Origin of the sequence: Streptomyces lateritius (assembly GCF_014649715.1) — a bacterium.
Classification (GTDB): domain Bacteria; phylum Actinomycetota; class Actinomycetes; order Streptomycetales; family Streptomycetaceae; genus Streptomyces; species Streptomyces lateritius.
Window position 1 is genome coordinate 217,634 of record NZ_BMTO01000003.1, and the last position, 21,187, is coordinate 238,820.

The 21,187-nt window shown below is 72.7% G+C and carries 23 protein-coding genes; 12 read left to right on the forward strand and 11 right to left on the reverse strand.

Going from position 1 to position 21,187, the window contains the following annotated elements; translation table 11 throughout:
* The first annotated feature begins 15 nt into the window (after positions 1-15).
* On the forward strand, positions 16-504 hold the full coding sequence (locus tag IE136_RS07410; protein WP_189599869.1) for a phosphatase domain-containing protein: 489 nt from the start codon (positions 16-18) through the stop codon (positions 502-504).
* Positions 505-576: 72 nt separating this feature from the next.
* Here IE136_RS07410 and IE136_RS07415 read toward each other — a convergent pair whose 3' ends face one another.
* A complete protein-coding gene (locus IE136_RS07415; RefSeq protein WP_158992555.1) occupies positions 577-792 on the reverse strand; it encodes a dodecin in 216 nt (71 codons plus the stop codon).
* Between the two features lie 218 nt (positions 793-1,010).
* Between IE136_RS07415 and IE136_RS07420 the strand changes: the two genes are divergently transcribed.
* The 3 genes from IE136_RS07420 (at position 1,011) to IE136_RS07430 (ending at position 4,216) form a co-directional block, all read left to right on the forward strand.
* Positions 1,011-2,261 carry an extracellular solute-binding protein gene (locus tag IE136_RS07420; protein ID WP_158992557.1) on the forward strand — a complete coding sequence of 417 codons (1,251 nt, stop codon included), beginning with the start codon at positions 1,011-1,013 and terminating at the stop codon, positions 2,259-2,261.
* Positions 2,262-2,438: 177 nt separating this feature from the next.
* The gene (locus IE136_RS07425; protein ID WP_158992559.1) at positions 2,439-3,275 is read left to right on the forward strand and encodes a GNAT family N-acetyltransferase; all 837 of its coding nucleotides are present in this window, start codon (positions 2,439-2,441) and stop codon (positions 3,273-3,275) included.
* Positions 3,272-4,216 (forward strand): lysophospholipid acyltransferase family protein, encoded by a 945-nt coding sequence (locus tag IE136_RS07430; protein ID WP_189599870.1) that lies wholly within the window; start codon positions 3,272-3,274, stop codon positions 4,214-4,216. The genes IE136_RS07425 and IE136_RS07430 overlap by 4 nt, the downstream gene beginning before the upstream one ends.
* Here IE136_RS07430 and egtD read toward each other — a convergent pair.
* Genes egtD through egtA form a run of 4 tightly spaced genes read right to left on the reverse strand, consistent with a single transcriptional unit; the run spans position 4,111 to position 8,427 of the window.
* A complete protein-coding gene (gene egtD, locus IE136_RS07435; protein ID WP_158992563.1) occupies positions 4,111-5,076 on the reverse strand; it encodes an L-histidine N(alpha)-methyltransferase in 966 nt (321 codons plus the stop codon). The two genes, IE136_RS07430 and egtD, sit on opposite strands and share 106 nt — an antisense overlap.
* Positions 5,073-5,840 (reverse strand): ergothioneine biosynthesis protein EgtC, encoded by a 768-nt coding sequence (gene egtC, locus IE136_RS07440; RefSeq protein WP_189599871.1) that lies wholly within the window; start codon positions 5,838-5,840, stop codon positions 5,073-5,075. The genes egtD and egtC overlap by 4 nt, the downstream gene beginning before the upstream one ends.
* On the reverse strand, positions 5,840-7,171 hold the full coding sequence (gene egtB, locus IE136_RS07445; protein WP_189599872.1) for an ergothioneine biosynthesis protein EgtB: 1,332 nt from the start codon (positions 7,169-7,171) through the stop codon (positions 5,840-5,842). Before egtB ends, egtC begins: the two co-directional genes overlap by 1 nt.
* On the reverse strand, positions 7,168-8,427 hold the full coding sequence (gene egtA, locus IE136_RS07450; RefSeq protein WP_189599873.1) for an ergothioneine biosynthesis glutamate--cysteine ligase EgtA: 1,260 nt from the start codon (positions 8,425-8,427) through the stop codon (positions 7,168-7,170). The genes egtB and egtA overlap by 4 nt, the downstream gene beginning before the upstream one ends.
* Before the next feature lie 132 nt (positions 8,428-8,559).
* Here egtA and IE136_RS07455 point away from each other — a divergent pair, with 132 nt between their 5' ends.
* The 3 genes from IE136_RS07455 (at position 8,560) to IE136_RS07465 (ending at position 10,846) form a co-directional block, all read left to right on the forward strand.
* Entirely contained in the window at positions 8,560-9,384 is an 825-nt protein-coding gene (locus IE136_RS07455) for a TIGR02452 family protein (RefSeq protein WP_189599874.1), read from the forward strand.
* Positions 9,385-9,485: 101 nt separating this feature from the next.
* Positions 9,486-10,610, forward strand: a complete 1,125-nt coding sequence (locus tag IE136_RS07460; protein WP_189599875.1) for a glycosyl hydrolase family 18 protein — start codon at positions 9,486-9,488, stop codon at positions 10,608-10,610.
* A 71-nt stretch (positions 10,611-10,681) separates the two neighbouring features.
* Positions 10,682-10,846 carry a hypothetical protein gene (locus IE136_RS07465; protein ID WP_189599876.1) on the forward strand — a complete coding sequence of 55 codons (165 nt, stop codon included), beginning with the start codon at positions 10,682-10,684 and terminating at the stop codon, positions 10,844-10,846.
* Positions 10,847-10,941: 95 nt separating this feature from the next.
* On the opposite strand, the gene IE136_RS07470 is transcribed toward IE136_RS07465, so the two are convergent.
* The 4 genes from IE136_RS07470 to IE136_RS07485 form a co-directional block, all read right to left on the reverse strand.
* Positions 10,942-12,366, reverse strand: coding sequence for a flotillin family protein (locus IE136_RS07470; RefSeq protein ID WP_189599877.1), 1,425 nt, complete (start codon positions 12,364-12,366; stop codon positions 10,942-10,944).
* Between the two features lie 81 nt (positions 12,367-12,447).
* A complete protein-coding gene (locus tag IE136_RS07475) occupies positions 12,448-12,666 on the reverse strand; it encodes an NfeD C-terminal domain-containing protein (protein ID WP_189599878.1) in 219 nt (72 codons plus the stop codon).
* A 14-nt stretch (positions 12,667-12,680) separates the two neighbouring features.
* Positions 12,681-13,388 carry an alpha/beta fold hydrolase gene (locus IE136_RS07480; protein ID WP_158992577.1) on the reverse strand — a complete coding sequence of 236 codons (708 nt, stop codon included), beginning with the start codon at positions 13,386-13,388 and terminating at the stop codon, positions 12,681-12,683.
* A gap of 33 nt (positions 13,389-13,421) precedes the next feature.
* Positions 13,422-14,675, reverse strand: coding sequence for an MFS transporter (locus tag IE136_RS07485; RefSeq protein ID WP_189599879.1), 1,254 nt, complete (start codon positions 14,673-14,675; stop codon positions 13,422-13,424).
* 157 nt (positions 14,676-14,832) lie between these two features.
* Here IE136_RS07485 and IE136_RS07490 point away from each other — a divergent pair, with 157 nt between their 5' ends.
* From IE136_RS07490 to IE136_RS07500, 3 genes are all read left to right on the forward strand, one after another.
* Positions 14,833-15,855, forward strand: a complete 1,023-nt coding sequence (locus IE136_RS07490; protein ID WP_189599880.1) for a LacI family DNA-binding transcriptional regulator — start codon at positions 14,833-14,835, stop codon at positions 15,853-15,855.
* Between the two features lie 17 nt (positions 15,856-15,872).
* Positions 15,873-16,142: a hypothetical protein gene (locus IE136_RS07495; protein ID WP_158992596.1), complete on the forward strand. Its 270-nt coding sequence runs from the start codon at positions 15,873-15,875 to the stop codon at positions 16,140-16,142.
* A gap of 205 nt (positions 16,143-16,347) precedes the next feature.
* Positions 16,348-17,535 (forward strand): thiolase family protein, encoded by a 1,188-nt coding sequence (locus tag IE136_RS07500; protein ID WP_158992598.1) that lies wholly within the window; start codon positions 16,348-16,350, stop codon positions 17,533-17,535.
* 71 nt (positions 17,536-17,606) lie between these two features.
* On the opposite strand, the gene trxA is transcribed toward IE136_RS07500, so the two are convergent.
* Positions 17,607-17,972 (reverse strand): thioredoxin, encoded by a 366-nt coding sequence (gene trxA / locus IE136_RS07505; RefSeq protein WP_158992600.1) that lies wholly within the window; start codon positions 17,970-17,972, stop codon positions 17,607-17,609.
* A gap of 175 nt (positions 17,973-18,147) precedes the next feature.
* Here trxA and IE136_RS07510 point away from each other — a divergent pair, with 175 nt between their 5' ends.
* Both IE136_RS07510 and IE136_RS07515 read left to right on the forward strand, forming a co-directional pair.
* A complete protein-coding gene (locus tag IE136_RS07510; RefSeq protein ID WP_158992602.1) occupies positions 18,148-19,599 on the forward strand; it encodes a dihydrolipoyl dehydrogenase family protein in 1,452 nt (483 codons plus the stop codon).
* Positions 19,596-20,459, forward strand: coding sequence for a 3'-5' exonuclease family protein (locus tag IE136_RS07515; RefSeq protein WP_158992604.1), 864 nt, complete (start codon positions 19,596-19,598; stop codon positions 20,457-20,459). The genes IE136_RS07510 and IE136_RS07515 overlap by 4 nt, the downstream gene beginning before the upstream one ends.
* Positions 20,460-20,498: 39 nt before the next feature.
* Here IE136_RS07515 and IE136_RS07520 read toward each other — a convergent pair whose 3' ends face one another.
* Positions 20,499-21,113 carry a TetR/AcrR family transcriptional regulator gene (locus IE136_RS07520; protein ID WP_189599881.1) on the reverse strand — a complete coding sequence of 205 codons (615 nt, stop codon included), beginning with the start codon at positions 21,111-21,113 and terminating at the stop codon, positions 20,499-20,501.
* Positions 21,114-21,187: the final 74 nt, after the last annotated feature.

Sequence of the window (21,187 nt, forward strand, 5' to 3'; positions counted from 1 at the left end):
CCCTACGCTGGCCCCGTGACACGAAACAGCAGGCCCGTGGCCGTCTTCGACCTGGACAACACGCTCTCCGGCACCGCCCACCGCCAGCACTTCCTGGAGCGGCGTCCGCGTGACTGGGACGGCTTCTTCGCCGCCGCGCCGGACGACCCGCCGCTCGCCGAGGGGATCGCGCTGTGCCGGGAGGCGGCGCGGGAGTGCGAGATCGTCTATCTGACCGGGCGGCCCGAGCGGTGCCGCCGTGACACGGTCGCGTGGCTGGCCGCGCAGCAGCTGCCGGCGGGTCCGATCCACATGCGCCGCAACGCCGACCGGCGGCCGGCGCGCGTCACCAAGCTGGAGATCCTCCGCCGACTGGGGGGCGACCGCGAGGTCCGGATGCTGGTCGACGACGACGAGCTCGTCTGCGACGCGGCCGAGAAGGCCGGCTTCCGGGTCGTCCGCGCCCGCTGGGCGACCCCCTCCGAGGAGCTGGAGAAGGCACAGGAGAAGGAGGGCCGCACCTGACAGGCGGCCCCCGACGGTTGAGCGTGAACGGGCGTGCGTGCCAGGCGGGACTTTACGGACAACACACCTAGCCTAAGGGGTGTCCTCCAGGCGGAAGCCGACCTTCAGGCCGACCTGGTAGTGCTCGATCGCCCCGTCGACGATGTGGCCGCGGACCTGCGTCACCTCGAACCAGTCCAGGCCCCGCAGCGTCTGCGCCGCACGCTCGATTCCGTTGCGAATGGCCTGGTCGACGCCGTCCGTGGAGGTGCCGACGATCTCGGTGACGCGGTAGGTGTGGTTCGACATGAGGGCCGAACTCCTCTCGGTGGGGTTGTTCCACCGTGCCCCAGCCCGTGCCGGTCCGCGACACGTCGGAGCGGAACCGAGCCGTCCAGGACTTGACCGCCCGGTTGGTCCAGACCAGAATCCAGGCCACTACCCGCGCGAACACGCCGTTCGCTCCCCCCACGTCGGGTCAGCTCCCCATGCCGTACTCCAGTCATGGAACGCAGAAGGTGACCTACGTGAAGAACCGCGCCCTCGCCTGCCCCCTGGCCGTCGCCACCGCCCTCGCGCTCGCGAGCTGCGGCCTCCTTCCCGGTGACGCCGAACGGAGCCGTACGGTCGACGTCTGGCTGATGCGGGACAGCGTCAGCGAGGACTTCCTCCAGCGCTTCACCGAGGCGTACGAGTCCGAACACGCGGGAGTCGAACTGGAGTTCACCTTCCAGGAGTGGACCGGCATCGGGAAGAAGGTCACCGAGGCGATCCAGGGACCGGGCGGGCCGGACGTCATCGAGGTCGGCAACACCCAGGTCGCCCAGTACGCCGACACCGACAAGCTCTACGACCTCACCCTGGAGTCCGTGCGCGACCTCGGCAGCGAGGACTGGCTGCCCGGCCTCGCCGAGCCCGGCCGCATCGGCGGGTCCCAGTACGGCATCCCGTGGTACGCCGCCAACCGGGTGGTGATCTACCACAAGGACCACTTCAAGGAGGCCGGCATCAGCAAGCCGCCCGCCACCCGGGCCCAGTGGCTCGACGACACGGAGAAGCTCAACCGCCACGGCTCCCAGGGGATCTACCTCGCCGGACAGGACTGGTACACGCTGGCCGGTTTCATCTGGGACGAGGGTGGCGAACTCGCCGACGACAAGGGGGGCGACTGGACCGGGGCGCTGGCCAGTCCGGCGGCCCTGCGCGGCATGGAGTTCTACAAGGAGCTCCAGTCCCTCGGCTCGGGGCCCAAGGACGCCGACGAGCAGACCCCGCCCCAGGCCGAGGTCTTCGCCAAGGGCGACGTCGCCCAGATCATCGCCACCCCCAGCACCGTCGCGGCCATCACCAAGGCGAACCCGGCGCTCGAGGACAAGCTCGGTTTCTTCCCCATACCGGGCAAGGAGGCCGGGCAGCCCTGTGCCGTCTTCACCGGCGGTTCCGACCTGATCATCCCGGAGAACGCGCCCGAGCGGACGGCGGCCATCGACGTGGTCAAAGCCCTCGCCGGCGAGAAGTGGCAGACCGAACTCGCCCGCGCCATGAACTACGTCCCCAACAAGACCACGCTCGCCCCCGTCGTCGAAGGACAGGAGGCCACCGCCGTCATGGCCGTCGGCGCGGCACGGGGCAGGGCGACCCCCAACTCCCCGCAGTGGGCCGACGTCGAGGCGGCCAACCCGATCAAGCCGTACATGACAGCGGTCCTGGAGGGCGAGGACCCGGAGACGGCGGCCGCGGCGGCGTCGGCACAGATCACGGAAGCCCTCGCCGAGTAGTCCGCCGAGCGGGCGGCGGAAAACCGCGCCGAACAGCATTCAGCGCATCCACACCCGCGATCCGCCGAAAGGTCATGTCGAATCCAGTCGGTCACGGAAGAAGTAAGGAGCCGGACCGCAGCTCAGGCGGTGGTCCGGCCCTCACCGTCCCCCTTCCGCGCACCGGAGGAGCCCGACATGCCCGCACCGTCGCCCGCAGTCGCCGTCGCACCCGCTGTACCCGTTCCGGCCGGTCTCCCCGCTCCTGCCGCCGTCCCGGCGCGACCCGCGGCTCCCACCGGGCCGCAGCCCCGCTACGTCGTCTGCCTCGCGCGCGACCAGGAGGACGTCCGCGCCGCCCAGCGGCTGCGGCACCAGGTCTTCGTGGGGGAGATGGGAGCAGGCCTCGACGGGCCCGAGCCCGGCCTGGACACCGACGCCTTCGACGCGTACTGCGACCACCTGCTCGTACGCGAGGAGGCCACCGGCGAGGTCGTCGGCACCTACCGCGTGCTGCCGCCCGAGCGCGCCCGGGTCGCCGGACGCCTCTACTCCGAGGGCGAGTTCGACCTCGGCCGGCTCGACCCCGTCCGCGACGACCTCGTCGAGGTCGGCCGCTCCTGCGTCCACCCCGCCCACCGCAACGGCGCCGTCATCGCCCTCATCTGGGCCGGACTCGCCCGCTACATGACCCGCACCGGCCACAACTGGCTGGCGGGCTGCTGCTCGATACCGCTCGCCGACGGCGGCACGCTCGCCGCCGCCACCTGGGACACCGTCAGGACCAAGCACCTCGCGCCCGAGGAGTACTGGGTCACCCCGCACAAGCTCTGGACCCCGGACGGCATCGCCCGCCCCACGGGCCGCACCGAGCTTCCCCCGCTGCTGCGCGGTTATCTGCGGCTCGGCGCCTGGGTCTGCGGAGCACCCGCCCACGACGTGGACTTCGGGGTCGCCGACCTCTACGTCCTGCTGTCGCTGCGCAACACCAACCCCCGCTACCTGCGCCACTTCCTCTCCCTCGCACCGCGGTGAACAGGGCCCGCACCGTTTCGCCGTGGCTGCCCACAGCGCCCTGTACCCCGGGCCGGTGCGCCCCGCACCCGGGCCCCGGCTCCGCCACCGTCCGCCCTCTTCTCGCCGTGGTCCGGCTGGTCACCGGCCTGGGCGTCGTCCTCACCGGCCTGCTGCTCGCACACCTGGCCGTGCCGCTGCCGGCCGCCGCCAGACGAAGCCTCGTCCGCCACTGGTGCCGGGCGGTCATCCGGGCCTTCGGCGTCCGCCTGCGGATCACGGGTGCCGCTCCGGCGGCCCCCACCGGCCCCCTGCTGGTCGTGGCCAACCACATCTCCTGGCTCGACATCCCGCTCGTCGCCGCCGTCCTGCCCGGCCGCATGCTCGCCAAGCGGGAGGTGCGGGCCTGGCCCGTCCTCGGGGCGCTCGCCGCCCTGGGCGGCACCCTGTTCATCGACCGAGACCGGCTGCGGACCCTGCCCGAGCTGGTCCGCACGATGACCCAGGCTCTCGCGGCCGGCGGCCGGGTGATCGTCTTCCCCGAGGGGTCCACGTGGTGCGGCCGGGCGGGCGGCGCGTTCCGACCGGCCGCCTTCCAGGCCGCCCTGGACGCCTCCGCCGCCGTGCAGCCCGTACGGCTGGAGTACCGGCCCATCGGACCCGCCGCCTTCGTGGGGGACGATCCGCTCGGCGCCTCGTTGTGGCGGATCGCGGCGGCCGGTGGACTGACCGCGGAGATCCGGATACTGGATCCGATATCCATCGTCCAGTATCCGGACCGCCGCTCCCTGGCCCGGGCCGCCCAGTACGCCGTCACCGGCGACAGCGCCTCGAAGGTCCGCGCGATTCAGGCGGTTCAGCGCGCGGTCGCCAGCGACAGCGCGAACCGCCCCTCCTCGTCCGTCCACCAGTGGGACAACTCGAGTCCCGCCGCCGTCAGCTCGTCCCGTACGCCGGCCTGACGGAACTTCGCCGACACCTCCGTCCGTACCTCCTCACCCGCCTCGAAGGGCACCACCAGATCCAGCTCGGGGATCTTCACGGTGAGCGCGTGACGGGCCCGCAGCCGCATCTCGATCCACTCCCGCTCCCGGTCCCACACCGCGACGTGGTCGAAGTCCTCCGGCCGCACGTCCGCGCCCAGTTCCCGGGCGATCACCGCCAGAACGTTCTTGTTGAACGCGGCCGTCACCCCGGCGGCGTCGTCGTACGCGGCGACCAGCGTCGCCTCGTCCTTCACCAGGTCCGTGCCGAGCAGCAGCGCGTCGCCCGGCGCCAGCATCGCCCGCACCGAGCGCAGGAACACCCGGCGCTCAGCGGGCAGCAGATTGCCGATCGTGCCCCCGAGGAACGCCACCAGACGCGGCCCCGGCGTTCCGGGCAGCGCCAGCCCCCGTGTGAAGTCGGCGACGAGGGCGTGGAGGTGGAGCGAGGGCCGCTCAGCGAGAAGCGCCTCGGCCGCCCCGGTCAGCGCGCTCTCGCTCACGTCCACCGGTACGTAGCTGTCGAGACCGGGCAGCAGTGCCTCGATCAGGAACCGGGTCTTCTCCGAGGAGCCGGAACCCAGCTCCACCAGCGTCCGGGCCCCGGTCGCCGCGGCGATCTCGGGTGCCCGGTTGATCAGGATCTCCCGCTCGGCGCGGGTCGGGTAGTACTCGGGGAGCCGGGTGATCTCCTCGAACAGTTCACTGCCGCGCGCGTCGTAGAACCACTTCGGCGGCAGCTCCTTGGGCATGCGGGTCAGCCCGTGGAGCACATCGGCGCGCAGATCGGCGTCGGTGGCGTCCTCGGGGAGGGTGCGGGTCAGCTGGAAGGGGCTCACGCGGAGGGCTCCTTGAGCGGGGTCAGGGTGACGTCGGCGCGGGTGGCGGACAGCAGGGTGCGGTCCGGCACCTCGCGCCAGAGCGGATCGTCGTCGTACGGCTCGGAGGCCACGACCGTGCGCGGCGCACCGCTCCGGTCGGGCCCGGTCAGGTACCAGAGGGAGTTGCCCCAGGCCGTCGCGGTGATCCGCGAGCCGTCCGTGAGGAGCAGGTTCAGCCGGGAGGCGGGGGCCGCGCCGGCGGTCTCCCGTACGGTGTCGGTGAGTGCCGGTCCCGGCTCGTCGCCGGCCCGCAGCCGGTGCAGCACGAGCGCCCACACCAGGGCCGAGTCCGTCCGCGCCTCGAGGCGCAGCCACTCCTCGGGCGGCAGTTCGGCGGCCAGGGCGGTCATCGAGCCGGGCCAGCCGCCGACCGCGCCGTTGTGGCTGAAGAGCCACGGCCCGGCGGAGAACGGGGCCGCCGCCGCCTCCCCGTCGGCGCCGGGCAGGGTGGCGCCCCGGACGGCGGCGAGCAGGGCACGGGTACGAACCACCCGCGCGAGGTCGGTGAGAGACGGGTCGGCCCAGATGGGGACAGCCCGGCGATAGCGTGCCGGGACCGGATCGCCGTCGGCGTACCAGCCGACGCCGAACCCGTCCGCGTTCACCACACCGCTCTCCTGCGTGCGCGGCTCCCACGCCTGGCGGTACAGGGCGTGCTCCGGCCCGATCACCAGCTCCCCGACGGTCGCGGGTTCACCGAGATAGGCCACATGGCGGCACATCAGACCGGCTCCGCGTTCCGTGCGGTGCGGAATCCGGAGAAGATCTGGCGGCGCACCGGAAGGTCCCAGTTGCGGAACGTGCCCCGGCAGGCCACCGCGTCGACGGCGAACGACCCGCCCCGCAGCACCTTGTGCGCCGGGCCGAAGAAGACCTCCGAGTACTCCTTGTACGGGAAGGCCGTGAACCCGGGATACGGCAGGAAGTCACTGGACGTCCACTCCCACACGTCCCCGATCAACTGCCGTACGCCGAGCGGCGAGGCGCCCTCGGGGTAACTTCCGGCGGCGGCCGGTCGCAGGTGCCGCTGACCGAGATTGGCGTGCACGGGCGCGGGGTCGGCGTCGCCCCAGGGGTAGCGGCGGGAGCGTCCGGTCGCGGGGTCGTGGCGGGCCGCCTTCTCCCACTCGGCCTCCGTGGGCAGCCTGCGTCCGGCCCACCGGGCGTAGGCGTCCGCCTCGTACCAGCTCACGTGCACCACGGGCTCGTCCTCGGGCACCGGTTCCGTCACCCCGAACCGGCGGCGCAGCCACTGTCCGCCCGAGCGGTGCCAGAACAGGGGGGCTTCGATGCCGTGCCGCCGGATCTGGTCCCAGCCCTCCGCCTGCCACCACCGTTCGTCCGTGTAGCCGCCGTCCGCGACGAAGGCCATGTAGGCGCCGTTGGTGACGGGCACGGTGTCGATGAAGAAGGCCGGGACGACCCGGGTGTGCGCGGGGCGTTCGTTGTCCAGCGCCCAGGCCTCGTCGGAGGTGCCCATGGTGAACGGCCCGCCGGGGACCAGGACTTCGGCGGGAAGCGGGCCGGTCTTCGGCGCCGGGGGCGGGGGAGCGCTCAGTGCCGCCGGCCCCCTGCGCAGCTGATGGGTGATCAGCATGGTTTCGTCGTGCTGCTGTTCGTGCTGGGCGATCATCCCGAAGGCGAAGGCGGCCTCGACCAGCGGGCGGCCCTCCAGCGGGGTGCGCTCCAGGACGTCCAGGACCCGGCCCCGTACGTCCGACGCGTAGGCGCGCGCCTCGGCCGGCGGCAGCAGCGGCAGGTTCGGACGGGTGGCGCGCGGGTGCTCGAAGGCGTCGTAGATCGAGTCGATCTCCGGGCGCAGGGCGTCACGTCCGGCGACGGCCCGCCACAGCCACTGCTCCTCCTGGTTGCCGATGTGCGCCAGGTCCCACACCAGGGGGGACATCAAGGGGGAGTGCTGCGCGGCGAGTTCGTCGTCCTCGACGCAGGAGGTGAGCAGCGCGGTGCGCTCGCGTGCGGTGGTCAGCGCGGCCAGCGCCCGCTGCCGCAGGTCCGCGGGATCGGCCACGGTAGCGGGATCGGTTGCGGTCATGACGCCACCTCCTGGAGTTCGTCCGCCGGACAGCCTCCGGGGATCACGTGCCGCTCGTGGAAGGCGGCCACCGCCCGCAGGACGGCGTCGCTCGCCCCGATCCGGGGGAGCGCCTCCAGGGCGGCCGGGAACGCCACCAGGGCGGCGGCGTGCAGATCGGGGTCGGAGAGCGCGTCACGGGCCGCGTTCCGCCAGAGCGGATTACGGGGCGCTGCCTGCGAACCGGCTTGCTCCGCAAGGGGCTTGACAGCACGGTAGACGGTCTCGGCGGCCTCCGGATCCTCGAACAGCGCGGTGGTCACGGCCACCGGCACGATCCAGCCGTCGGCCCCCGGCTGTGCGTCGATCATCCGCAGCTCCAGATGCCCGCGCGGCCGCACCGGCGGGAAGAGGGTCGTCAGGTGGTAGTGCAGATCGTCCTCGTCGGCCGGCCGGGGCCGGCCGGTGCGCAGCCACTCCCGGAACGTCAGCCCCTCCGGCACCTCCCACGGCGCCTCGTCTCCGCGTACGCACATCACCGGGGCGTCGAGCACGTGCGCCGCCCAGACCGCGCGCGGCTCACCGTCCGCCGGGGGCGCGAGCGCCCGTGCCGGGTCGAGATCGGTCCACAGGGCCTGCCGGGTGGAGCGCCAGCCGGTGCGGCGGCCCCCGTGGAGGGGGGAGTTGGCGAACGCGGCCACCAGGACCGCGCCCAGCAGGTGGGCCAACTGCCAACGCCGGTGGTAGCCGAGCGGACCCGGCTCCTCGTGACCGGCGTCCAGACAGACCTGCACCGAGGCCGATTCGCGCATCATGGCCCGGCCGGCGGGCCCGGTGCGGTCGAAGAAGGCCTCCATCGCGTCGTAACGGGGCTCGTGCAGCACCCGTCGGCGCGGCGCCTGCCACGGGTCGACCCCGTAGCCGCTCAGGGTGAGTCCGCTCCGGCCGAGGGCTTCCCGTACGGCGTGGAGGTCGGCCGTGACGGTGTCCAGGCACTGCATGAGGGAGGCGGCGGGCGGCGAGCTGAGCTCCAGCTGTCCGCCGGGTTCGAAGGTCAGCGCCGAGGCCAGCGGCAATGCCCGTACGGTGTCGACGGCCGAGGCCAGTCGGTGCGGTGGGACGGGAAGCCGCGGGTCACGCAGCTCGTGAACGAGCCATTCCACCTCCACCCCGACGGTGCGGGGCGGGCCCGTCTTGAAGCAGATACATCGCAGCAGATCCTCGGCCTCGTCCTCGGTGAGGGGCGGGCCGCTCGACGGTATGCCGTTCGACGACATTCGGTTCCTCCAGTCCTGGAAGGCGCTGATTCCACCTAAAGCCACCACCGACGGGCGTGCAAGACCGCCCCACCGGCCTCGCGGTGAATATCCCGTTGCCGCGGAGGAACGAAGTCGATCAAGCTTGCCGGCATGAGCGCACGACTGCGGGGGATCGCGAAGCAGACCGAGGACATCGTCGAGGGGGGCCGCTACCGGGCCCCCGGTGGCCGGACGGTGTCCATCGAGGCGGAGCTGACCGCGGCCCTGGAAGGCACGCGGCTCTACGGACCCGAACCCGTTCCCGTGACCCCGGAAACCGACCGCACCACCGCCGTCGAGGTCACCGACGAGAGCAGCCTGGTCGCCGCCCGCAGGCTCGTCCGGGCCGACCCGGCCCCGGTCGCGGTCCTGAGCTTCGCCTCCGCCCGCAACCCCGGCGGCGGCTACCTCAACGGCGCCCAGGCCCAGGAAGAGGCGCTCTGCCGGGCCTCCGCCCTCTACACCACCCTGCTGCGCGTGCCGGAGTACTACGCCCACCACCGCGCCGAGAGGGACGCCTTCTACACGGACCGGGTGATCCACTCCCCCTGTGTGCCGGTCTTCCGCGACGACCGCGGCGGACTCCTGGACGAGCCGTTCACGGTCGGGTTCCTCACCTCGCCCGCCCCCAACGCGGGCGTCGTCCGCCGGCGGACGCCCGAGCTCGCCGACCGGATCCCGGCCGTCCTCGCCACCCGCGCCGAACGAGTCCTGGAGACGGCGGTGGCGGCCGGCTACCGGCGGCTCGTGCTCGGGGCCTGGGGCTGCGGAGTCTTCGAGAACGACCCAGCCGAGGTCGCGGCCGTCTTCCGGACGCTGCTCATGGACGGTGGCCGGTTCGCAGGCCACTTCGACGAGGCCGTCTTCGCGATCCTCGACCGGACGGCGGCCGCGACGACCCTGGACGCGTTCCGGCGAGTCCTCCTCTCCCCCTGACGGGGGAGGCCGTCATCGGGCGGGTGGGCTCGGGGCGGCCGTGACAGCTGGACGGCCCAGTCCGCCGAGCGTGCCGCCGGCCGGGCCAGGAGGCTCGGGCCATGGCCCTCGCGACACCCTCACGTACCACCGTCCTCCTGACCGTGCTGCTCGCTCTCCTGCCGGCGCTCCTGTGGGGCGCCCCCCACCCGGCCGCCGCCGAGGAGCCGGCGCCCCGCCGCAGCGTCTCCGCCTGGCTGCCCTACTGGGACCAGGAGGCCGCCTACCAGAACGCCCTGCGTCACGCGGACCAGCTGCACACCGTCAGCCCGTTCTGGTACGAGACGAAGGCCGCCGACCGGATCGCCCCGCACACCGGCGCGGGTGACCGGGTCGTCATCGACGGCCTGCACCGGGCCGGTATCGACGTCGTGCCCACCGTCATGGAGTCCCTGCCTCCCGGCGCCCTCGCCGCCGTCGTCACGGACCCGGCCCGGCGCGCCGCCCACGCGGACGCCCTCCTCACCACGGCCCTCAGCCGCGACTACGACGGGCTCGACCTGGACTACGAGTCCCTCGCGACCACCGGCGACGCCACCTACGCGGCGGTACGGGACGGATACGCGGCCCTGGTCACCGACGTCTGCGCCCGCCTCCACGCGCGCGCCAGGACCTGCGTCGTCACCGTCATGCCGAAGACCGCGACCGGCGGCCGCGTCTGGGACTACGCCACCTTCGGGAAGGTCGCCGACCGGGTGCGGATCATGGGCTACAACCTGCACTGGGCGGGCGGCCCGGCCGGTCCGCTGTCCACCCCGCGGTGGTACGACGAGATGCTGCGGACCGCCACGGCGCTCGTCCCGCCGGAGCGGATCGAGGTCGGCCTGCCCGCCTACGGCTGGGACTGGCCCTCCGCCGGTCCCCGCACGGCCACCGCCGCCACCGGCACCGCCGTCAGCCGTGACGCCGACGGCACCGGCGCCACGCACGTCACCTGGAAGGAGGCCGAGGCGCTGCGCCGCGCGCACCACGTCCCGTACCGGCTCGACCCCGCCTCCAGCACCCCGCACTTCACCTACTCCGACGGGGAGCGCACCCGTGAGGTCTGGTATCAGGACGCTCGTGGCGTCGCCGGCCACCTGCCCGTACTGCGCCGGTACGGCATCGTGCACACCGCCCTGTGGGCCCTGAACTTCGAGGACCCGGCGCTCTGGCCGGTCCTCGCCCAGGGCGCGCCCCGCGTCTGACATGCGCCGTTCGTACCCGCGTGCGAGGCTGAAGACGGCCCATCGTCCGATCCGCTACAGGAGGCACGATCGTGGGCAAGAAACAGACCCGGGTGAACCATGGCGCCCGCACGGGCGGCCATGAGCACAAGGCGACGGCGAAGGAAGAGAGCGGCAGGTCGGCCGTGGGCGAGCCCCCGCGCCCGCTGCTGCCGCAGCCCTCGCAGAAGAAGGAGCGCAGGTTCGGCCACAACTGACGACCGGCCGATCCCGCCGGGCCCGCGCCCGTGACCGGGGCCCGACGCCACACACGGCGCCGGGCCCGGCCTCACGCGCACGGGCAGCCGCCCGGCTACTCCCGGTCGTCGCCGACCGTGATCTTCTCCGCCCGGGGAGCGGGCGGAGCGGCACCGTTCACCGAAGGCGGACCGGCCGGCGTGCCCGCCGCACCCGGATTCATCGTCGACAGCAGCTGGCGGGCCAGCCCCAGCCCGGTCCCGCCCATGGTCAGCGCCTTGGCGAACATCTCCGCCATGCCGTCGGCGCCGTTCAGCAGAACCATCTGGTCCACGTTGCCGAAGGCGGACGCGCCCGCCTCGACGATCTCCGGCCACCGCTCGGCCAACTGCTGCGCGACCACCGCCTCCTGGTTCTCGGCCAGCGCCGCCGCACGCGCCTTGATCGCCTCCGCCTCGGCGAGCCCCTTGGCCCGGGTCGCCTCGGCGATCGCCAGCCCCTTCGCCTGCCGCGCCGCCGCGTCCGCCTCACCGGTCAGCCGGGTCGCCGTCGCCTGCGCGGCACTCGCCAGCTCGGTCTCCTTGGCCTCGGCCTGCGCCGCCGAGATCCGCGCGTCCCGCTCGGCGTCGGCCCGGGTCCGGATCTCGTACGCCTTGGCGTCCGCGGGCTTGCGGACCTCCGCCTGGAGCTGCTGCTCCTTGCGGTGCGCCTCCAGCTCGGCGACCCGCGTCTCCTGGACGACGACCTCCTGGCGCGCCCCGGCCTCCGCCAGCGGACCCGCCTGCCGGGCCTTCGCGGACGCCTGGTCCCGCTCGGCCTGATAGCCGGCCTGAAGGATCTCGCTGTCCCGGGTCGCCTCCGACATCCGGGCCGCCGCCTGCTGTTCGGCCTCGGTCGCGCGCCGGTTGGCCTCCGCCTGCGCGATCCGGGCGTCCCGCTGGACGGCCGCCGCGTGCGGCGCGGCCAGGTTCTTGATGTAACCCGTCGGGTCCTCGATCTCGTGGATCTGCAGCGAGTCGACGATCAGACCGAGCTTCTCCATCTCCGTGCCACAGGCCGAACGTGCCTGCCCGGTCAGCTTCTCCCGGTCACGGATCATGTCCTCGACCGTCAACCCGCCCACGATGGCGCGCAGATGACCGGCGAAGACGATGTGCACGCGCTCCGACATGAGCTTCTGCTGGTCCAGGAAGCGGCGGGCCGCGTTGGCGATCGACACGAAGTCGTCACCGACCTTGAAGATCACCACACCGCGGACCTTGAGCGGAATTCCCTGGTGGGTGACGCATTCGACTTGCAGCTGGGTCTCGTTGAGGTCGAGCGACAGCTTCCGTACCGCCTGGACGCCCGGCAGCACGAGGGTGCCGCGCCCGGTGACGATCCGGAAGCCCATGCCTTCGCCGAGCCCCTCCATCTTGTGGTTGGAACCGGAGATGATCAGTGCCTCGTTGGGTTCCGCGACGCGCCACATCAGTTTGAACAGTGCGATGAGTACGACGACGGCGCCGATCGCGCCGCCCGCCAGGATGGCGATGCCCATGGGCAGCTCCCCCTTCACCGGAGCCGGGCGGATCCGGTGAAGGGAGTGTGCGCCCAGGGCGCCCGACGCTCAATGCTTCGGTCAACTGTCGTACAGGGCTGTGACATAGACGGTGCGGGGAGGGAGATGTTCCACGACCGTGACGACCGTCCCCGGTTCGATCCGGTCCTTCGGGGCGGCGGGATACGCGAGGAAGTGCTCTGCCCCGCCACGGATCCGGACGATCACCTCGCCGACGAGACCGGGCCCGACGGTGCCGGTCACCCGGCCGAGCAATCCCACCATCGAGACGTCGTCCATGAACAGAAGGTACGTCAGATCCAGCCCTCCAGAGCGGTCATGAACCCGTCGAAGTCGTCCCGGTGGATGGTGTGTCCGGCGCCGGCGACCGTACGGAGCGTGAAACCGCGCTTCTCGAGCATCCGGGCGTTCTCGGGGGAGACCACCACGCTCGGGTCGGCGAGCGTGACCAGCGAGGGGACCAGCGGCTCGACCGGCCACATGTCCCGCCCGGCGAACTCCACCAGACCGTGGGCCGTCCGCTCGTCCCAGAGCCGGACCGTCTCGATCTCGATGTCGAGATCCTCCTCCGCCCAGCGGGGGTTGAAGCTCCGGATGTGGTCGCGGGTCAGGAGCTTCGCCTGCGTGAAGAACTCGGGGCGGTATCCGTTCTCCCCGGCCGGCAGATGCCAGGCGGGGTCTGAGTAGACCACGCGCCGCGGCGCGAGTCGCTCCACCGCGGCGGCCAGGGTGAGTCCGCCGAGGGAGTGCCCGAGGGCCAACTCCGCTCCGGCGGGCAGGGTTTCGACCAGGTCGTCGGCGTAGTCCTGAGGGGTGTACGCCTCGGGACCATCGGCGCGGTCGCTCGCGCCGTGACCGCGCAGGTCCACGGCGATCGCCCGGTAGCCGCGCTGGGCCAGGGCCGGTCCCACCCGCCGCCACGTGCGGTGGTCGGCCATGATTCCGTGGACCAGCAGCGCGATCCGGTCGCCGGATCCCCAGGTGGTGGTGTGCAACCGCACGGTGATGCCTTTCGGGAAGGGGCGCCGTGTCGTTCAGCGCACGGTACGGACGGGGCGCACGGCGAGCGCTCCGAGGACCGACAGTACGGCCGCGACCACGAACAGGGCTGTGTATCCGCCACTCGCCGAGACGATGAGCGAGGCGACGAAGGGGGCGACGATCTGCGGTCCGGCGTTGGCGACGTTGAGCACCCCCATGTCGCGGGCCGAATCCTCGGTCTTCGGCAGGACCATGGTGACCAGCGCCGTGTCCACGGCCATGTAACAGCCGAAGCCGAGGCCGTTGACGACCGAGAACACGAGCATCGCCGTCCAGCCGGTCGAGACGGCCGGGACGACCAGCGCGGCGGCGGCGAGCGCGGCGGAGGTGCCGACGAAGAGCTTGCGGCGGTCGTAGCGGCCGGAGAGCCAGCCCCCGAGCACGGTCGAGACCACCATCGCGACCGCGTTGAGCGGCATCAGGATCGCGACCGCCTCCTCGGCCGCGAGCCCGGCCGGCAGCTCCGTGTGGTCCTTGAGGATGTACAGCTGGAAGCCGGCGACCGCGAAGTAGCCCAGCACCAGCAGCGCGCGGCCGATGAACGCCCAGCGGAAGTCGTGGTCCTTCAGCGCGCTGCCGAAGGCGGCGATCTGGGTCCTGACCGGCAGCGGAGCCTTGGCGGGCATCCGTTCCTCACGGGCGCAGGCGGTGAAGAGCACGGCGGCGGCCGCGACGATCACGCCGAGGACGAGGTAACCGGCGCGGTAGTTCTCCGAGAAGGCCGCGCCCAGCAGGGCGCCGATGACGGAGCCGATGGGGAGGCCGAGGCCGACGGCCGCCGAGGCCTTGCCGCGCGAGCCGGGTGGCACCCGGTCGGGCACGACCGAGGTGATGGCGGCCTGGTAGATGTTCATGACGGCCTGGCCCAGACACCAGGCGATCATGACCAGCAGGATCGTGTGGACGCTTCCGAGCAGGAACATCACGGGTATCGCCAGCAGGCCGCCCGCGAGGATCCACGGGTTGCGGCGCCCCGAGCGGTCCGAGAGCGCGCCGGCCACGGGGTTGAAGACGGTGGCGAAGACGGCGGAGACGCCGGACACCAGGCCGAAGTTGGCCACCTTGTCGGCGGGATCGATGTCCTCGATCTGGAGCGCGAGGAGCATGCCGGGGACGCCGACGTAAAGCGCGTACAACGCCGTGTTGCCGGTGAGCAGCAGAGGCAGCAGTCCACGGGTCGTCGGCCGGGGTGCCGAGGGGGTGCCGGGGCCGGTACCGGCACCGGTGTCGGAGGAGGAAAGGGCCACAGTGCCCTCCTGGGGAGATCGCCCGACGAGGGGGCGGGAGCGGAAGGGGAAGAGGAGAGATGACACGTGTCAGTGACACGTGTCAGCACTGTGTAGCACTCGAATCAGGCCATCCGCCAGACTCCGGGCAGGACCGGTCTGGAAGGATGCCGGAGCGATGAGGAAGCCAACCGAACAGTCCGCCGAACGTTCTGTCCCGACCAGCGCCGATGTCGCGCGGCTCGCGGGCGTGTCCAGGGCCACCGTGTCGTACGTGCTCAACAACACCGCGGCCGTACGGATCAGCGAGCCGACCCGTCGGCGCGTCCGGGAGGCGGCCGAGGAGCTGGGGTACGTCCCGCACGCCGCCGCCCGCAGCCTGCGCGCCGGCCACAGCCGGATGGTCCTCCTGCCGACCGCCCATGTGCCGATCGGCCCGCTCTACAGCCAGTTCTTCAACGAGCTCCAGTGGTCCCTGCGCAGGCTCGACTACACGGTCGTGCAGTACGGCAGCCTCGGCCTCGAGGCGGACGAGGCCGCCCGCGCCTGGGCGGAGCTGCGCCCCGTCGCGGTGGTCTCCCTCGGGCAGGTCCAGCTGACCCCGCAGGGCGTGGAGATCCTCAAGCGCTCCGGGGCGAAGGCCGTGATCACCCTCGGCTCGCAGCGCGTGGAGGGGGCGCACGCCCTGGTCATGGACCAGGGGCGGGTGGGCCGGGTCGCCGCCGAACACCTGGTCGAGGTGGGTCGGCGCCGGATCGGCGTGGTCGTCCCCGAGGAACCGGGGCTGGAGATGTTCGCCGAACGCCGCCTCGAGGGCGCCCGGCAGGCGGTGGCGGGGACCGGCGCCACCGTCGTGCCGCTGCCGCTGAGGTACGAGGAGGACTCGGCGAACGAGCTGGCCGGACGCTGGCGCGCCCTGGGTCTCGACGCCGTCTTCGCGTACAACGACGAGTACGCGATGCTGCTGATGCGGGCGCTGCAGGACGCGGGGATCTCCGTACCCGAGGAGACGGCGGTCGTCGGCTCGGACGATCTGCTGCTCGGGCGGCTGCTCCGGCCCCGGCTGAGCACGGTGCAGATCGACATGGTGATCGGCCGGCACCTCGCGGAGCTGGTCGACAGCGCGGTGCGCGACCCGGAGTCCGTACCGGAGGCGCGGGACCTGCTGGCCTCGCGAGTCGTCCGGCGGGAGTCCAGCTGAGCGCTTAGCGTCGAGGCATGAGCAGAGTTCCCCAGCGTTTCGAGATCCTGCTGGTCCCCCAGCACGTCGAGGACCGTGGCGGTGCCTCCGTGGAGGACACGGCGGTACGGTCCGCGGTGGTCGAGGCCACGGGCCGGCAGGGGGCGTCGGGCTATCCGCGCTACGAAGGCCACGGCATCGTCGCCGACATCGACCCCGAGACCCGCACGGTCGAGGCGCTGCTGGTCGACGGCCGCGAGCTCGACTACGGCCTCACCGCGCTGATCCGTCGTACGACCGGAGGCTGAACCGCGGCGTTCGTCGCGCCTGTCGGCGTGTCCGCGGGCGCGGCGGGCGGCGGTATCGGTTGTACCCACCAGCCATCGCTCTCCGGCCCGTTGACAGGAAGCGCACGACGGGCGGAGACTCGGCGACGCACGCCACCGAAGGATAATTCACCAGGCGAACACCTTCACGTTCGAAGGACACACGTCGTCACGTGGGAGAGAACCGATGAGTATCCGCGACGTCTACATCGTCGACGCCGTTCGCACGCCGATCGGCAAGTTCGGAGGCGCCCTCTCGTCCGTACGCCCCGACGACCTCGCCGCCCATGTGGTCAAGGCGCTCGTGGACCGTACCCCCGCCCTCGACCCGGCCCGGATCGACGACGTCTACCTCGGCGACGCCAACGGCGCCGGCGAGGACAACCGCGACGTGGCCCGCATGGCCGTCCTGCTCGCCGGCCTCCCCACCTCCGTCCCCGGCGTCACAGTCAACCGCCTGTGCGGCTCCGGGCTCGAAGCCGTGATCCAGGCCGCCCGCGCCGTGGCGCTCGGCGACGCCTCCGTCGCGATCGCCGGCGGCGTGGAGTCGATGTCCCGCGCCCCCTGGGTCCTGCAGAAGCCCGAACGCGCCTTCCCCGCCGGTCACCAGCAGCTGCACTCCACGACGCTGGGCTGGCGCATGACCAACCCGCGGATGCCCGCAGAGTGGACGGTCGCGCTCGGCGAGGGCGCGGAGCTGGTCGCCGACAAGCACGCCCTCACCCGCGAGCAGCAGGACGTCTTCGCCCTGGCCAGCCACCGGAAGGCGGCCGAGGCGTGGGGGAAGGGGCTCTACGACGACGAGGTCGTGCCGTACGACGGTGTGGAGCTCGCCCGTGACGAGTGCATCCGCGACACCACCTCGCTGGAGGCGCTCGGCCGTCTGAAGCCCTCCTTCCGCCCCGACGGCGGGACGGTCACGGCGGGCAACGCCTCGCCGCTCAACGACGGCGCCGCGGCCCTGCTCCTCGTCGACGAGGACGGCCTGCGGGAGACCGGACGCGAGCCGCTCGCCCGCATCCGCGCCTCCGCCGTCACCGGCATCGAGCCCCAGCTCTTCGGGCTCGGCCCCGTCGAGGCGGTGCGCCGCGCGCTGGAGAAGGCGGGCCGGTCCTTCGCCGACCTGACGGCCTTCGAGCTGAACGAGGCATTCGCCGCCCAGGCCCTCGGCTGCCTCGCCGAGTGGCCGGAACTCGACCCCGAGATCGTCAATCCCCGCGGCGGCGCGATCGCGCTGGGCCATCCGCTCGGCGCCTCCGGCGCGCGGCTCGCCGGCTCGGTGGCCCACCAGCTCGCCGCGGCGGGCTCGGGCACGGGTCTCGCCGCGCTGTGCATCGGTGTCGGCCAGGGCATCGCGCTGGTCCTGGAGCGCTGACGCGAAGGGGCGGTACGGATGATTCCCGTACCGCCCCTCCGAGCTGGTCGCCGACATTCACCGGCGGTGGATCACGGCTGCTTGGCGGCCTCGATGGACTTGCGCACCTCGTCCATGTCCAGCTTGCGCGCCTGGCCGATGACATCCTCCAGCGCCGCCTCGGGCAGCGCCCCGGGCTGGGCGAACACGGCCACGTTGTCGCGGACGATCATGAGCGTCGGAATCGAGCGGATCTCGAACGCCGCGGCGAGCTCCTGCTGTGCCTCGGTGTCGACCTTCGCGAAGACGAGATCCTCGTGACGCTGCGACGCCGCTTCGAAGACCGGCGCGAACTGGCGGCAGGGCCCGCACCAGGAAGCCCAGAAGTCGATCAGAACGAAGTCGTTGTCACTCACGATCTGGTCGAAGTTTTCCTTGGTGAGCTCAACAGTGCTCATGCTTCCTACCTCTCCGGGTCTCCTGGCGGGTGTCCTCACGGTCCCCTCGGGACTCGCCCCGCACAACGGCGTATCGGGCCGCGCTATTCCGTGCGCGCACGACCGCTGTTCCGTGCGCGCACGACCGCACCTGCCCCTGTGGCCACCGCGTACTCCTGCCGCCAGACTGGGCCCCATGACGCGAGCGGTGGAGCACGAGTACGACGTGGTGGTCCTGGGAGCGGGACCGGTCGGTGAGAACGTGGTGGACCGGGCCAGGGCGGCCGGACTGAGCGTGGCGGTGGTGGAGAGCGAACTGGTCGGCGGCGAGTGCTCGTACTGGGCCTGCATGCCCAGCAAGGCGCTGCTCCGCCCGGCCATCGCCCGCTCCGACGCCCGCAAGGTGCCCGGCCTTCGTCAACTGGTCCAAGGACCGCTGGACGCGGCCGCGGTCCTCGCCCACCGCGACTACTACGTCTCGGACTGGAAGGACGACGGCGCCGTCGGCTGGCTCGACTCCACCGGCGCCCACCTCTACCGGGGCCACGGCCGCCTGAGCGGCCCCCGCAGGGTGGCGGTCGAGAGCTCCGAGGGCGAGCGGCACCTGCTGACCGCCCGGCACGCCGTCGCCGTCTGCACGGGAACCCGCGCCGCTCTGCCCGAACTCCCCGGCCTCACCGGGGCTCGTCCCTGGACCAGCCGGGAAGCCACGAGCGCGCACCGTGTCCCGGACCGGCTGGTCGTCGTGGGCGGGGGAGTGGTCGCCGCGGAGATGGCGACCGCCTGGCAGGCCCTCGGCTCACACGTCACGGTCCTGGTGCGAGGCCAGGGACTGCTGCCCCGGATGGAGCCCTTCGTCGGCGAGCACATCGCGGACGCCCTCACCGAGCGCGGCGCCGACGTCCGTACGGGCGCCTCGGTCACCGCGGTGGTACGGGACGGGGGGACCGGACCGGTCACGGTGGTCCTGGAGGGCGGCGACCATGTCGAGGGCGACGAGGTGTTGTTCGCGACCGGCCGCACCCCGCGCACCGAGGACATCGGCCTGGAGACCGTCGGTCTGGAGCCGGGCTCCTGGCTGCCCGTCGACGACAGCCTCAGGGTCACCGGCAGCGACTGGCTCTACGCCGTCGGGGACGTCAACCACCGCGCCCTGATGACCCATCAGGGCAAGTACCAGGCGCGGATCGCGGGCGCCGCGATCGCCGCCCGCGCGGCCGGTGACTCCGGCCTGGAGACCGACCGCTGGGGCGCGCACGCGGCGACCGCCGATCACGCCGCCGTACCCCAGGTCGTCTTCACCGACCCGGAGGCCGCGTCGGTCGGTCTCTCCTTCGCCGAGGCCGAGCGCGCGGGCCACCGTGCCCGCGCCGTCGACCTCGACCTCTCGGCCGTGGCGGGCGCGGGCCTGTACGCCGACGGCTACCGAGGCCACGCCCGTATGGTCGTCGACCTCGACCGGGAGACGGTCCTCGGCGTCACCCTCGTCGGCCCGGGCATCGGCGAACTGCTCCACTCGGCGACGATCGCCGTCGCCGGAGAGGTCCCGATCGAACGGCTCTGGCACGCCGTCCCGGCGTACCCGACGCTGAGCGAGGCCTGGTTGAGGCTCCTGGAGGCATACCGGGACGGCACGGGCACGTCATGAGCGCCGGGGCGCCGCGGCTCAGCAACGACTACGACGGGCCCTGCGCCGTCTGCGGGGCCGTGGTGCCGGCCGGTACGGGGGTGCTCCGGCACGGTCCGACAGGCGGCTGGGAGGTCTTCCACCCCGAGCACGCGCGGGAGCCGCAGCCGCCGCGCCGCCGCGACCTGCCGGGCTGGCACCGCCGCCGCCTGATGGCGCTGGACATCGCGACCACCGGCAACCGGGCGGCGGTCGACCGGGTGCTCACAGCCGCCGTCCGGGGTAGCGACGGCACGAGCCGTGACTGGATGTTGGATCCTGGATCCAATCTCCTTTCCGCGGCGCCCGGCAAGGGCCACGGCGTCACGATCGAGCGGGCACGGGCGGAAGGCGTGCCCGCGCCCGAGGCGTTGGAGGAACTGGCCGGTGTGCTCACCGACCACCTGGCCGCGAAGGAGCTGCTGGTCGTCTGGTTCGCCCCGCACGTACTGACCCTCCTCCACGCCGAGTTCCTGAGGCATGGTGTGACCCCGCCGGCCGACCGCCTCCCCGCGGGGCTGGCTCCGGTCTGTGACCCGCTGGTCCTGGACCGCCACGCCGACCGGTACCGCCCGGGCCGTCGCTCCCTGGAAGCCGTCACCGCGTGGTACGGCGTCCCGCACGAGCGCCCCGGTGACGCGGCCTCCGACGCCGCGGCCACGCTCCTCCTCGCCCAGGTCATCGGCGCGTCCTACCCCGCCCTGGCGCGCCTCTCCCGCCCCGTGCTCCACGCCGAGCAGGTCCTCTGGCACGCGGACCAGTCCCGCCACCACCGTGACCCGCTGGACTGGCCGTTCACGGCGGTTCAGCCTCTGCCGTGGCAGGACCCGCCGCCCGCCTGAGCGGTGAGGCGGGATGCGTGCCTCCGCGTCGCCGGCCCCTCACGCTCTCGGGATCAGGAGTGCCGCCGCCGCGCGGGCCGTCTCCAGGGCCGGACGGGCGTCCCGCCCGGACTCCTGGCCCAGCACCACCCGTGTGCTCAACCCGTCGAGGAGAGCGAGGAGTTCGGAGGCGCGCGCGGTCACCTCGGCCGCGTCGAGCGAGGCGAAACGGGCCTGCGTCACCCCCTTGGCGAGCAGGGCCTCCAGATCGTCCTGCCAACCGCGGTCGAGATCGCGCTGGGCCTCGCGCAGGGAGTCGTTCGCGGGGGTGCGGGCCCAGAGTTCGATCCACAGCATCCAGCGCGGGTCGCGGGGCCCGCGCGGAAGGTAGAGCCGCAGGAAGAGGTCCAGTTTGCGCTCGGCCGTCAGTCGCCGGGACAGCAGCGCCCGGCGCTCCTCGGCCAGGGCCGCCTCGCTCCAGCGCAGGGCGGCGAGCAGCAGCAGGTCCTTGCTGCCGAAGTAGTACAGGATGTGGCCGCCGCTCGTGCCCAGACGTTCCGCGAGCGCCGACATGGTGAGCGAGGCCAGGCCGCCCTCGGCGATGGCGGCCATGGCCTCCTCGAGCATCCGCTCCTGGGTGATGTGCCCGTCGCGCCGTCGTGCCGCCCCTGCCACCCGCTCCGCCTTTCTCGCCCGCGACCCACCCGTACCGACCTCGTGTCGGCCCGCACCGACGTCACGACTCTAAC